Origin of the sequence: Pseudomonas sp. FP198 (genome assembly GCF_030687895.1) — a bacterium.
GTDB lineage: Bacteria > Pseudomonadota > Gammaproteobacteria > Pseudomonadales > Pseudomonadaceae > Aquipseudomonas.
The window spans coordinates 2,420,263-2,433,323 of the sequence record NZ_CP117452.1 but is presented as its reverse complement, the minus strand read 5'-3'; the positions used below and the strand labels follow the sequence as shown (position 1 = coordinate 2,433,323).

General features: G+C 62.2%; 9 protein-coding genes. 6 read left to right on the top strand and 3 right to left on the bottom strand.

The window, feature by feature from the left end:
- Positions 1–108: 108 nt before the first annotated feature.
- The 5 genes from hpaD to hpaI are packed head-to-tail and all read left to right on the top strand — an operon-like array spanning position 109 to position 4,354.
- Entirely contained in the window at positions 109–966 is an 858-nt protein-coding gene (hpaD, locus tag PSH78_RS11270) for a 3,4-dihydroxyphenylacetate 2,3-dioxygenase (protein ID WP_305500507.1), read from the top strand.
- A 22-nt stretch (positions 967–988) separates the two neighbouring features.
- Positions 989–1,381: a 5-carboxymethyl-2-hydroxymuconate isomerase gene (locus PSH78_RS11265; protein ID WP_305500505.1), complete on the top strand. Its 393-nt coding sequence runs from the start codon at positions 989–991 to the stop codon at positions 1,379–1,381.
- Positions 1,382–1,423: 42 nt separating this feature from the next.
- Positions 1,424–2,728: an MFS transporter gene (locus PSH78_RS11260; RefSeq protein ID WP_305500503.1), complete on the top strand. Its 1,305-nt coding sequence runs from the start codon at positions 1,424–1,426 to the stop codon at positions 2,726–2,728.
- Positions 2,729–2,739: 11 nt separating this feature from the next.
- Positions 2,740–3,543, top strand: a complete 804-nt coding sequence (gene hpaH / locus PSH78_RS11255; protein ID WP_305500501.1) for a 2-oxo-hept-4-ene-1,7-dioate hydratase — start codon at positions 2,740–2,742, stop codon at positions 3,541–3,543.
- Between the two features lie 13 nt (positions 3,544–3,556).
- Positions 3,557–4,354, top strand: a complete 798-nt coding sequence (gene hpaI, locus PSH78_RS11250) for a 4-hydroxy-2-oxoheptanedioate aldolase (RefSeq protein WP_305500499.1) — start codon at positions 3,557–3,559, stop codon at positions 4,352–4,354.
- Positions 4,355–4,396: 42 nt separating this feature from the next.
- On the opposite strand, the gene hpaR is transcribed toward hpaI, so the two are convergent.
- Both hpaR and PSH78_RS11240 read right to left on the bottom strand, forming a co-directional pair.
- Positions 4,397–4,819, bottom strand: a complete 423-nt coding sequence (gene hpaR, locus PSH78_RS11245) for a homoprotocatechuate degradation operon regulator HpaR (RefSeq protein ID WP_305500497.1) — start codon at positions 4,817–4,819, stop codon at positions 4,397–4,399.
- Between the two features lie 145 nt (positions 4,820–4,964).
- A complete protein-coding gene (locus PSH78_RS11240) occupies positions 4,965–9,833 on the bottom strand; it encodes an NAD-glutamate dehydrogenase (RefSeq protein WP_305500495.1) in 4,869 nt (1,622 codons plus the stop codon).
- Between the two features lie 430 nt (positions 9,834–10,263).
- Here PSH78_RS11240 and PSH78_RS11235 point away from each other — a divergent pair, with 430 nt between their 5' ends.
- Entirely contained in the window at positions 10,264–10,617 is a 354-nt protein-coding gene (locus tag PSH78_RS11235) for a hypothetical protein (RefSeq protein WP_305500493.1), read from the top strand.
- Positions 10,618–10,770: 153 nt separating this feature from the next.
- Here PSH78_RS11235 and PSH78_RS11230 read toward each other — a convergent pair whose 3' ends face one another.
- Entirely contained in the window at positions 10,771–12,924 is a 2,154-nt protein-coding gene (locus tag PSH78_RS11230) for a WG repeat-containing protein (protein ID WP_370871092.1), read from the bottom strand.
- Positions 12,925–13,061 lie beyond the last annotated feature (137 nt).

Here is a 13,061-nt window from a genome sequence, read left to right as displayed (position 1 = left end):
ACCCCAGCGGGGATAAATCCCCTCGCCACAAAAGCTCCAACACCAGGCAAGACCTGATTCACCGCTGTCCGAGATTCAAACCAAGAACAACATTTCAGGAGAATCATCATGGGCGAAGTCGTCCTGGCCGCGAAGATCTGCCACGTTCCCTCGATGTACCTGTCCGAGCTGCCCGGCAAGCATCACGGCTGCCGCGCGGCAGCGATTGCCGGGCACAAGGAAATCGGCCGCCGCGCCCGTGAACTGGGCGCCGATACCGCCGTGGTGTTCGACGTGCACTGGCTGGTCAACAGCGCTTATCACGTCAACAGCGGCGAGCATTTCAAAGGCATCTACACCAGCAACGAACTGCCGCACTTCATCAAGAACATGGAGTACGAATACCCGGGTTGCCCGGAGCTGGGCGAGTTGATCGCTGCCGAAGCCAATGCCGCCGATATCAGGACCCTGGCCCACAACATCCCCAGCCTCGAGCTGGAATACGGCACCTTGGTGCCGATGCGCTACATGCACATGGATGTACCGGCGGAGCAGAAATTCAACGTGGTGTCGATTGCCGCCTGGTGCGCCTGGCACCGCCTGCAGGACAGCTTCGCCTTCGGCGCCGCCGTACGCCGGGCCATCGAGAAAAGCGACCGCAAGGTCCTGGTCCTGGCCTCCGGCTCGCTGTCCCACCGTTTCTCCGACGACCGCAACGCCGAAGCCAACATCCACAACTGGACGCGCGAATTCGACAAGCAGGTCGATCTGCACGTCGTGAAGTTGTGGCGCGAAGGCCGCTGGAAGGAGTTCTGCGCCATGCTCCCGGACTACGCCGAACACTGCTTCGGCGAAGGCAAGATGCACGACACGGCGATGCTGCTGGGGCTGCTCGGCGGGCCGGACTACGCCAAACCCGCCGAAATCATCACCGAACCCTTCGGCAGCTCCGGAACCGGCCAGATCAACGCAATTTTCCCAGTCTGAACAGCAGCTGCAGGAGGCCCCCATGCCCCATTTCATCGCCGAGTACACCGACAACATCGAGCAGCAGGCCGACCTGCCCGGCCTGTTTGAGAAGGTCCACGTCTTGCTGGGCGACAGCGGCGTGTTTCCCTTGGGCGGCATCCGCAGCCGTGGCGTGCGCCTGGACACCTGGCGCATGGCCGACGGCAAGCACGATTACGCCTTTGTCCATATGACGCTCAAGGTCGGCCATGGTCGCGACCTGGCTACCCGGCAAAAGGTCGCGGAAAAACTCTTCGAACTGATCACCATGCACTTTGCCGACTTGCAGGCCCAACGCCTGCTGGCGTTGTCGTTCGAGATGATCGAACTGCACGAGCAGCTCAACTTCAAGGCCAACAACGTCCACGCCTTTCTCAAGGGCCAGCCCAGCTAGCCCGTTCGTCCCATCGGCCTCTCAGACAAAAAGTACAAGATCATGAGCACAGCCAATACTGCCGACACCGCCGGCACCCTCGCGCACGACCGCACCCATGCCAGCATCACCTGGCGGCTGATGCCGCTGTTGCTGGTCTGCTACCTCTTTGCCCACCTGGACCGCATCAACATCGGCTTCGCCAAGATGCAGATGAGCGCCGACCTGCAGTTCAGCGACACGGTCTATGGCTTCGGCGCCGGCCTGTTCTTCATCGCCTATGCGCTGTTCGGCGTGCCGAGCAACATGGCCCTGGACCGGGTCGGCCCGCGTCGCTGGATCGCCACGCTGATGGTGGTCTGGGGCGCGTTGTCGACCGGCATGTTCCTCATCGAAAGCGCCAGCGGGTTCTACGTTTTGCGCTTTCTGCTGGGCGTGGCCGAGGCTGGGTTCTTTCCAGGTATCCTGGTTTTTCTCAACCGTTGGTACCCGGCGCGGCGCCGGGCCCAGGTCACGGCGCTGTTTGCCATTGCGGTGCCGATGGCGGGCGTGATCGGCGGGCCATTGTCAGGCGGCATACTCGAACATTTCCATGACTTCGGCGGCCTGCGCGGCTGGCAATGGATGTTCATCATCGAAGGCTTGCCGGTGATCCTGCTCGGCCTGGTGGTGCTCAAGTGCCTGCCCGACAGCTTCGAGACGGTCAACTGGCTCAGCGCCGACGCCAAGCAGCAACTGCGCGAGCAACTGAGCCACGAAGAACAGCGCAAATCCATCACCTCGTTCTCGGCGATCCTTGGCAACCCGCAGGTCTGGCTGCTGGTGGCGGTGTATTTCGCGGTGATGCTGGCGGTCAACACCCTGGCGTTCTGGATGCCCACGTTGATCCATGGCGCCGGCATCGGCAGCGATGGCAAGGTCGGACTGCTCAGCGCCGTGCCTTACCTGGCTGGCTGTTTCTTCATGATCGGTTGCGGACGCTCGTCCGATCACCACCGCGAACGCCGCTGGCACCTGTGCGTGCCGCTGTTGATGGCGGCGGCCGGCATTGCCGTCGCCGGGCTTGCGCCGGCCAATCCGACCCTGGTGCTGGGCGGCCTGATCCTCGCCGGCATGGGCGCCAGCGCCGCGTTGCCGATGTTCTGGCAACTGCCACCGGCGTTCCTGTCCAACAGCACCCAGGCCGCCGGCATCGCACTGATCAGTTCCTTCGGCAGCATCGCTTCGTTTTTCGCGCCCTACCTGATCGGCTGGATGCGCGACACCACCCAGAGCGCCAGCCTGGCCCTTTACGTCCTGGCATTGCTCATCGCCCTTGGTGGCCTGTTGGTGCTGCGCACCCGGGCAGCCATCGTCAATCCACAATAGAGACCCTTGTCATGCTCGATCAAAGCCTCATCCAGCAAGCCGCCGCGCGCCTTGACCAAGCCGAATGCTCCCGGGAACAGGTGCGGCAATTTTCCCTCGATCATCCAGGCATCACCATCGATGACGCCTACGCCATCCAGCGCGCCTGGGTCGCGCAGAAAATCAACGACGGGCGCAAGCTGGTCGGCCACAAGATCGGCCTGACTTCCCGCGCGATGCAGGTCTCGTCGAATATCACCGAACCGGACTATGGCGCGCTGCTGGACGACATGTTTTTCGATGAAGGCAGCGACATTCCGTTCGAGCGCTTCATCGTGCCGCGCGTGGAAGTCGAGCTGGCGTTCATTCTCGGCAAGCCGCTCAAAGGCCCGAACGTGACGCTGTTCGACGTGCTTGATGCCACCGAATGGGTGATCCCGGCGCTGGAAATCATCGATGCGCGTATCCAGCAGATCGACCCGCAGACCAAGGTCACCCGCAAGGTCTTCGATACCATTTCCGACAACGCCGCCAATGCCGGCGTGGTCATGGGCGGCCGTGCCGTGCGGCCCACCGAGATCGACCTGCGCAAAGTGCCGGCAGTGCTCTATCGCAACGGTGTGATCGAGGAGTCCGGCGTTTCAGCGGCGGTGCTCAATCACCCGGCCAAGGGCGTGGCCTGGCTGGCGAACAAACTGGCGGCCTTCGACGTCACGCTGCAGCCGGGCCAGATCATCCTGGGTGGCTCTTTCACCCGCCCGGTGGCGGCCAATCCGGGCGATACCTTCCATGTCGACTACGACATGCTCGGCTCCATCGCCTGCCGTTTCGTCTGACCGGAGACTTCTCATGGACATGCCCGTCAATACCTTCAAGCAACGCCTGCGCAGCGGTGAGGCACAAATCGGCCTGTGGCTGGGCCTGGCCGACGCCTACTGCGCGGAGCTGGCGGCTAACGCCGGATTCGATTGGTTGCTGATCGACGGTGAACACGCGCCCAACGATCTGCGCACCCTGCTCGGCCAGCTCCAGGCCATCGCGCCCTACCCCGGCCAACCGGTGATTCGCCCGGTGATCGGCGACACGGCGCTGATCAAGCAACTGCTCGATATCGGCGCGCAAACGCTGTTGGTGCCGATGGTGGAAAGCGCCGCCCAAGCCAGCGAACTGGTGCGCGCCATGCACTACCCGCCCCACGGTGTACGCGGCGTCGGCAGCGCACTGGCCCGGGCCTCGCGCTGGAACAGCATTGCCAGCTACCTCGACCACGCCGATGAGCAGATGTGCCTGCTGGTGCAGATCGAAAGCTGCGAGGGACTCGCCAACCTCGACGCCATCGCCGCCGTCGAGGGCGTCGACGGGGTGTTCATCGGCCCGGCGGACTTGAGCGCATCGATGGGCCGTCGCGGCAATCCCGGCCACCCGCAAGTGCAAGCCGCCATCGAGGACGCCATCGCGCGCATTCGCCAGGCGGGCAAAGCGGCCGGGATCCTCAGCGCCGATGAGACACTCGCCCGGCGCTACATCGAACTCGGCGCAGCGTTTGTCGCGGTGGGCGTGGACACGACGGTGCTGATGCGCGGGTTACAGACGTTGGCCGCGACGTTCAAGAACACCCCAAAACCATCGACCGGCGGTGTCTACTGACTGACCCCTCACCACAAAAACCCGCTGGTCTGGAGCGGCCTTCTAGCGTTTGATCGTTTTGAGGTCGTTCAGCAACCCCAACAACGTCTGCAATTTCTCCTCCCCCAACCGCCCCTGCAGACGCTGGTAATTTTCCTCCATGCTCTGGCTCATCGAGTCGAAGCATGCCTGGCCCTGGGGTGCCAGGCGCACCAGCACGCGGCGCTGGTCCTGTTCGGCCTTGCGCCGCACGACCATGCCCGCTGCTTCCATGCGCACCAGTACGCCGGTCATGCTCGGCTTGAGGATGCAGGCCAGTTCGGCCAGGCGATTGATTTCCAGCTCGTCATGCTGGCTGAGGATGCGGATGACCCGCCACTGTTGCTCGGTCAACCCGTGCTGGTTCAGCGATGGACGGAAAAAAGCCATGGCCGCTTCGCGGGCCTGCAGCAGGGTCAAGGTCAGGGATTGCCGGGGTTTGGGCATGACATGTTTTCGCGCAAAATTAGTTAATGAGTTAACCAAATCTTATCAGCTTCGCGCTGGAACACTCAGCTTTGTGCGAACTGTTTGAAAACCCATAAAAAAGCCCCGCTTCTCTCGAGGCGGGGCTTCTTCATTCAGCGGTGTATCAGTTGGCCGTGACGACCGCCTGACCGCTCAGCGCCAGGTCGAGCAGTTCGCGGTTGGCGACTGCGTACATGGCGTAGTCGGTGCCGCTGGCGGCACGGATGTCCACCAGCATGGCGCGCCAGCGCTCGACCATCTCGTGGTGCTGCTCCAGCCACAGCGCCAGACGGGTTTCCACGTCCTGGCTACCGTCGCCCTCCTGCAGGACCGAGATGGTGATCGCCCGCTGCTGCCAGTCGATGTCATCGCGGAACGCTTCACGGGCCAGGGCCTGCCAGTTGTTTTCAACCGGCAAGGCGCTGATCTGTTGCAGGTACCAGGTGATGTCCAGCGCACTGCCCACGGCGAAGTAGGCCTTGGCCACATCGGCGGCGTTCTGGCCAGTGACGTCGGACGCCTCGATGATCGGTAGCAAGGTGTACAGGTGCGTGGTGCCGGCAACCATGCGCGCCAGCAACTCCGGCACCCCGGCGGCCACGTAGGCCTGGTAGCGGGTCTGCCAGCCTTCGCGGGTCGGGCCTTCCAGCAGTTCGTCGAGCTTGAGGCCCAACGCCGCCAGGTGCGGACCGAAGTGAGCGACGTCACGGGCAGCATTCTGCTCGTTGCGGCGGCTGCGCAGGAACCAGCGCGTGGCGCGACGGCCCAGGCGCATCAGCTCGTCCATCAGCTCCAGTTGCACGTCGGCGGAAACCTGGTGGTCCAGCGCTTCGATCTGACGGAACCAGTGCGGGAGATGGAAGATGTCCCGAACGATCACATAAGCCCCCGCCACGTTCGCCGGGCTCATGCCCGTCGACTCTTTCAACCGCTGGACGAAAGTAATGCCCATGTGGTTGACCAGGTCGTTGGCGATCTGGGTACTGACGATCTCGCGCTTCAGGCGATGGCGACGCATCGCTTCGGAGAACTTGCTCACCAGCGTTGGCGGGAAAGCAGTCTCCATGTCCCGGGTCAGGTAGTCATCGTCCGGCACCAGGGAGTTGAGCAGCGCTTCCTTGAGGTCGATCTTGCTGTAGGAGATCAGTACCGACAGCTCGGCACGGGTCAGGCCCTGGCCTGCCGCGACACGTTCGGCCAGTTGGTCTTCGGTCGGCAGGAACTCGATGGCACGGTCCAGCTTGCCACGGGCTTCCAGGTCGTTCATCAGGCGCTTGTATTCGGCGATCCGCACAAAGGCGCGGCGCGCCGCCAGGGACAGGGCCTGGGTCTGCTTGTAGTTGTTGCCCAACACCAGGCCGCCGACTTCGTCGGTCATGCTCGCCAGCAACTGGTTGCGTTGCTTGTCGGTCATGTCGCCGGCCTGCACCACTTCGTTGAGCAGGATCTTGATGTTCACTTCGTGGTCGGAGCAGTCCACGCCACCGGCGTTGTCGATGAAGTCGGTGTTGGTGGCGCCGCCATGCAGGCCGAATTCGACGCGACCGAGCTGGGTCATGCCCAGGTTGCCGCCCTCGCCCACCACCTTGCAGCGCAGCTCGTTACCGTTGACGCGCAGCGCATCGTTGGCCTTGTCGCCGACATCGGCGTGGCTTTCGGTGCTGGCCTTGACGTAGGTGCCGATACCGCCGTTCCACAACAGGTCCACCGGCGCCTTGAGCAAGGCGTTCAGCAGTTCGGTCGGGGTCAGCTTGTCGGCCTTGATGTCGAAGCGCTCTTTCATCTGCGGCGAAATCGCGATGCTCTTCGCGCTACGCGAGAAGATACCGCCACCTTCGGACATGATGCTGGTGTCGTAGTCGGTCCAGGCCGAACGCGGCAGGTCGAACAGACGCTTGCGCTCGGCAAAGCTGCTGGCCGGCTCCGGGTTCGGGTCGATGAAGATGTGCAGATGGTTGAAGGCCGCGACCAGTTGCAGCTTGTCGGACATCAGCAAGCCGTTGCCGAACACGTCGCCGGCCATGTCGCCAACGCCCACCACGGTGATGCTGTCTTCCTGCACGTTGATGCCGCGCTCGCGGAAGTGACGCTGTACGCCAACCCACGCGCCTTTGGCGGTGATGCCCATTTTCTTGTGGTCGTAGCCGGCCGAGCCGCCGGAGGCGAACGCGTCACCCAGCCAGAAGCCGTAGTCGATGGCGATGCCGTTGGCGATGTCGGAGAAGGTCGCGGTGCCTTTGTCCGCCGCCACCACCAGGTACGGGTCATCATCGTCATGCCGCACGACGTTGGCCGGCGGCACCAGGGCGCCGTCCTTCAGGTTGTCGGTGATGTCCAACAGACCCGAAATGAAAATGCGGTAGCAGGCGATGCCCTCGGCCGCGATCTCGTCCCGGCTGCCGCCCAATGGCAGGCGACGCGGCAGGAAACCGCCCTTGGCGCCCACCGGCACGATCACCGAGTTCTTCACTTGCTGGGCTTTTACCAGGCCGAGTACTTCGGTGCGGTAGTCTTCCTCGCGGTCGGACCAGCGCAGGCCACCGCGAGCGACGTTGCCGAAGCGCAGGTGCACGCCTTCGACCCGTGGCGAGTAGACGAAGATCTCGAACTTTGGCACCGGCTTCGGCAGTTCCGGAATCAGGTGCGGGTTGAACTTGAAGCTGAAGTACGCCTTGTTATGGCCGTTGGCGTCGGTCTGGTAGAAGTTGGTCCGCAGGGTCGCCTTGATCAGGTCCAGGTAACGACGCAGGATGCGGTCTTCGTTGAGTACCTGCACATCGTCGAGGGCCGTGAGGATCGCCTGTTCCAGACGCTGTTGCTTGTCTTCCAGGTCATCGCCGCTGAGCTTGCGCGCCAGGTAGAAACGGGTCTTGAACAACCGGGTCAGCTCGCGCGCGATATCGGTGTGGTTGTTCAGGGTGCTGGCGATATAGCCGAGGTCGAAGCCCAGGCGGATCTGCTTCAGGTAACGGGCGTAGGCACGCAGCAACGCCACGTCACGCCATGGCAGGCCGGCGGTCAGCACCAGGCGGTTGAACGCATCGTTCTCGGCATCGCCACGGACAATGTGGACGAAGGCGTCCTGCAGGGTGTCGTTGAGCTGCTGGATGTCGAGGTCGAGGCCTTCGGCGGCGGTGAACGCGAAATCGTGAATCCAGAACTCGCGGCCGTTGGTGTGGCGCAGGCGGTACGGGAACTCGCCCAGCACGCGCAGGCCGAGGTTTTCCAGGATCGGCAGCACGTCGGACAGCGCCAGCGGCGTGTCGGCGTGATACAGCTTGCAGTGCAGCTCACGCTGGCCGGACACCTGGCCCAACGGCTGGTAGAAGCTCATCACCAGCGGATTGGTTTCATTCAGGCTCAGCAGGTGTTGCATGTCCACCACAGCCGAGTGCGCGGCAAAACGCTCGCGGTAGCCGGCCGGAAAGCCTTTCGGGAAGTCCGACAGCACGTTGGTGCCCTGGGCTTCGCCGAAGCTCTCGATCACCAGGCTGGCGTAGTCGTCCTTCCAGCTGCGGCAGGCCTGCACGACTTCTTTTTCCAGCAGGACCGGGTCGATGTCGAGACGGTTTTTCGGGTCCACGCGCAGGATCAATTGCACGCGAGCCAGCACGGATTCGGAGAAGAACGTCCAGAACTCGCAGTCCGAGGCCTTCAGGCGATCCATCAGCACTTGCTGGATCTTCTGGCGCACTTCGGTGGAGTAGATGTCACGCGGCACATAGGCCAGGCAGTAGCAGAAACGACCGTACGGGTCCTTGCGCAGGAATACGCGGATCTTGTTGCGTTCCTGGATCTGCACGATGGACATCACGGTGCTGAACAGCTCGTCCACCGGGGTCTGGAAGAGGTCGTCACGGGGCAGCACTTCGACCACCTGGGCCAGTTCCTTGCCCAGGTGCGCCTTGGCCTGGAAGCCCGAACGACGTTCGATTTCCTCGACCTTGCGACGGATGTAAGGAATGACCCGCACGCTTTCGCCGTACACCGAAGAGGTGTACAGGCCCATGAAACGGCATTCCTTGATGACCTTGCCGTTGGCGTCGATTTCACGGATCGACACGTAGTCCGGGTAGGCCGGACGGTGCACACGGCTTGGATGCGCGGCCTTGGCGAACGACAACACGGTCGGTTCGCGCAGGTAATTGACCGCGTAGTCTTCGATGCGCAGGTCTTCGGCGGTCAGGCCGGCACGCAGCAATTTGGTCAGGCCGAGGAACGATGCAGGATCGTATTCGATGTGGCCGCCGTCGGCTTCATCGCGAACCACGAACTCTTCGTAGCCGAGGAAAGTGAAGTGGTTGCCCACCAGCCATTCCAGGAAGCTCTTGATTTCGGCTTTTTCGTCGGCATCGGTGGTATAGGCGCTGTTGTCCAGGCTCGCGAGGATTTCCCGGACCTTGGCTTTCATCGGCTCGAAATCGGCCACGGCCACGCGCACTTCGCCCAGCACCTGCTCAAGTTCCTTGCTCAGGACATTGAGTTCAGCGGCATTGGCGCAGCGGTCGATCTCCAGGTACATCAACGACTCTTGCAGCACGTCGTCGCCCTGGGTGCCTTTTGGCAGGATTTCCAGCAACTCGCCCTTGCTGCCGCGACGCACGCTCAGGACGGTGGTTTGCAGGGTATGGATGCTGTAGCCGCGACGGTTCAGCTCGGTGCGGACCGAGTCCACCAGAAATGGCAGGTCGTGGTGCAGCACTTCGACGGCGGTGTGGGTCGACTGCCAGCCGTGACGTTCATAATCGGGGTTGTAGACACGCACCTGCGGTTGCGCGTGGTCAAAGCGCTCAAGCAGGCGCCAGGCGGACAGGGTGCAGCCGGCGAGGTCGGACAACCGGCGCTGGGTGAGTTCATCGAGGGAAATGATGCCGAAGAATTGTTCAGCGAACAGCGCCACTTGTGGCAGTGCCTGTTCACTGATGTGCTGCGCCAGTGCCGCTTGCAGTTGGTGCTGGAAGTCGGCTTTGCTGGCTGCGGTGAAGAACGCCATCTGTGGTACTCCGCTTGGGCTTGTTATTGATGGTAGCGTCGCGTGCAACCCCTTTCGGGGCCGTCGGCCATCCTGTTCCTGATTCTCGGGCAGAGGAAACAGGATGACAGGTGGGTGAAGCTGGACGAGACCCGCAGGTCACATCCTTTTCCATGTAATTCCATGTCATGGACACCTGCAAAAAACACCCTCGGGTGGCCTTTGCAGGTGCACATCCGTTGCGCAGCTTAACGAGTGCGACAATGTGCCTGCTTGCAACGCTGCGACATATTCGGTCATCGGCTAGCTTTATGACCGCTCTGCATCGAACAACCCTAGCAGCCCGGAGCCCAAACGGCACCCGAAGGTGGTAATCCTGCAGAAAATCGTCCGGGCTGGCAGAATTCCCGTTTTCGCCCCCGCAAGGCTCATCGAGCCAGGAGCCCTCCCCATGCAAATGACCACCGCCCTGCTGATCGCCAACCCGTGCGACGACGAAGAGGACAACATGGCCATGCTCTGCTGCCACAGCAACCAGGGCGACATGTTCCTGATGACCCGCTATCCCGACGAAGACGAGCTGGAGATCACCCTCGACGGCGAGCCTTCGACGCTGGAAGGCGTCAAGGTCACCCTCAGCCCAACCCTGTTGAAAATCGAAATCGCCGCGGCGGACGTTGATGCGCTCAATGGTGATGACGTACTGGAGATAACCTACGATGCAAATGTGACGGATCTGGCGGAAGTCGAACTGACATTGCAGAACATCCTCAAGGGAACCGGTACTTACCTCAGCCAGCTCTGAGACCCCCGTGGCGAGGGAGCTTGCTCCCGCTGGGTTGCGCAGCAACCCCAAAACCAGGCACCAAAAATCCGCCAGGCAAACCGCGCCGGCCAATTTGCGACTGCTGCGCAGCCGAGCGGGAGCAAGCTCCCTCGCCACAGGGGGGCGGAGGCTTTATCCGCCGTCCTTCACCAGATTGCCATCCGCGTCATACACCCGATACTCATCGCTATCACCCGGCCCCCTCACATGATAACGGGCGTCATTGCCGTTATCCGGCACCTTCATGCTGGTGTAGGAGCCCAGTTTTTTGAACAGTTTGTTGTCTTGACTGATCAACACCAGGGCAGAACCACCGCCGGCCCGGGTGGCGGCTGCGTAGCGGGTCTGGAAGGCGTTGAGCCGGTCGTACTCCAGCGGCACCTTCAGCCTGCCGGACAGGTCGATGGCGCCGTAGCTGCCATCGCGCCCGACCACCGCCATGCCGTTGGAAAACGGCTCCACTTCGTCATAGGGCAACTTGATAGGCAGTCGCGCGCCCTGGCGATCGATAAACGCGAACTTCTTGCTTTTAACGTCCTGCACGAGCAGCGGTTGCTGCCCCACGAAGCGACCTGACGTGTTGTATCCCTCGGGGTTGATCCGCTTGCCGTCCAGGTTGTAGACATCCTGCCGGGTACGATCGGCGGAGCTGGCGTAGAGGTAACCCTCGCGGTACTCGATGCCGGAAAACTGCGTTGGCAGGATTTCCCTGCCCTCCAGGGTATAGGCGCCGTAAAGGCCTTCCATGAGATCGGTGCGTTTGCCGAGACGGGCAATGAACACCTTGCCGGCCACGGTGGGGTTGACGAATTTCATCGGCAAGATGAAACGATGCTTCCTGGCATCGTAGAGCCCATAAGGGCCGTTGGTTTCACGCTCCACCAGCAGCAGGCCATCGCCCAATGCCTCGGCGATGTACTCGAACGGCAGGTCCACGAGCTTGTTGCTACCCGTGGGAAAATAGGCGAACTGGCTGCGCAACGCCTGCCCGTCCGACTCCGGGTCGCTGGGTTTATCGGCTGAAAACAGCGTGTAGGCATCCGCCATCAGGCTGTCCTGTATCTGTACCCAACGGGGTTTGATCAGCCACTGGCCGGTCTCATCGATGAAGCCGTAGCGCTCGGTGCTCCGGTCCAGGGCGACGTAACGCGCCTGTGGCACGAGGACGTTGTCGACCTGGCCGAACTCAACGCTGTTGTCTTCCAGCGGCTCGAGCACATGAATGACGATACGTTGCGGGGTGGCCTCGAACTGGTACTCGACCTCGGTGTTTTTCAACGGCCCCACCTGGGCGACAAGCGCTTCGGTCAGGCGCTCCAGCTGTTGTTGCACCGCCTGAGCGGTCTTGAGTTGCTTGAGATCATCCTTGGTCTGTTGCAGCGCTTGGTAATAATCCTGCAACGCTGCGATATCGCCCTCGGAGGGAAACGTCCGCGAACTGCTGCCGTTGCTGTAGAGCGCCTTGCCCGTCCCATCCAGGCCCTGCACGACGAAGGTCGACGACTTCGGCGTACTCAAACGCACGGAGGCGCTCGCGTCGCCCAAGGCGGTGAGCTGGAAGGATTGGCCGTCGTCCAGCGTTACTTTCGGCTGATCCTTGTCCAGTTGCACTTTCCTGAACGCCGGATAGCTGCGGTAAGCAACCGTCAGGCCGATACTCGCCAGTGGCTTGTTGACATCGATCAGGAAGGCGTCATGGGACGCGATCAAGTCGTCAGACTCAATCTTCGGAGGTCCCTTGAGTTCGGCGAAGGCTTTTTCGCTGCCATCACGAAAGCGCAGGCGTTGCGGCAGGTACCGCTCGGCCACCGGCTCATCCGGGGTGGCGGCGCGCTTCCAGAGCGGATCGAGGCTGCTGGTGTCGAGCCTTGCTTCAGAGCCATCGGCAAACAGCCTCTGGGCAAAACGCAGGCCTTGGATCGTCGCCAGTTCAGCTTTCAGCTGCGCGCTGGTTAACGGGACAAACAGCGGCTCGTATTGCAACGACTGCTCGCCGGCAGACTCGCTCGTTTCGATGGACACGCTCAGTTGCGCATCACTGACCAACTCCAGGGACCGCAGGGTTTGCCCGGTGTCCTGAAGCAAATAGTTGAGGCGCTTTTCCACCTCGGGCAACGCCAGCGTGCCGATGTCTTCCACACCCCCTTCGTTGATTTCCGCGGCGACAAACCCTTCGTCTTGCGGCGCGCCACTGTGACGAAGCAGGGCGTAGGACATACCGCCCGCCCCCAATACGATCACACTCAATATCGACAGCAATCTCAAACGAGGCTGGGTAAGGTTCATGGTGGCTTCGGCAGTCAAGGGGCTGGGAACGTCAGGCAGCTAAACACACGGCCTGGCGCGCTGCAAATCGCTTGCTTGGCCCGGTTCTGACAAGGCCCGCCTGAAGCGTCGCCACGGGCCCGCTGCTGCGAAGCACC

Excerpts from the sequence above, each read along its gene's own strand:
- PSH78_RS11230 (WP_370871092.1), bottom strand. The coding sequence starts at position 12,924 with ATGAACCTTACCCAGCCTCGTTTGAGATTGCTGTCGATATTGAGTGTG.
- PSH78_RS11265 (WP_305500505.1), top strand. The coding sequence starts at position 989 with ATGCCCCATTTCATCGCCGAGTACACCGACAACATCGAGCAGCAGGCC.
- hpaD (WP_305500507.1), top strand. The coding sequence starts at position 109 with ATGGGCGAAGTCGTCCTGGCCGCGAAGATCTGCCACGTTCCCTCGATG.
- PSH78_RS11260 (WP_305500503.1), top strand. The coding sequence starts at position 1,424 with ATGAGCACAGCCAATACTGCCGACACCGCCGGCACCCTCGCGCACGAC.
- hpaR (WP_305500497.1), bottom strand. The coding sequence starts at position 4,819 with ATGCCCAAACCCCGGCAATCCCTGACCTTGACCCTGCTGCAGGCCCGC.
- hpaI (WP_305500499.1), top strand. The coding sequence starts at position 3,557 with ATGGACATGCCCGTCAATACCTTCAAGCAACGCCTGCGCAGCGGTGAG.
- PSH78_RS11235 (WP_305500493.1), top strand. The coding sequence starts at position 10,264 with ATGCAAATGACCACCGCCCTGCTGATCGCCAACCCGTGCGACGACGAA.
- hpaH (WP_305500501.1), top strand. The coding sequence starts at position 2,740 with ATGCTCGATCAAAGCCTCATCCAGCAAGCCGCCGCGCGCCTTGACCAA.
- PSH78_RS11240 (WP_305500495.1), bottom strand. The coding sequence starts at position 9,833 with ATGGCGTTCTTCACCGCAGCCAGCAAAGCCGACTTCCAGCACCAACTG.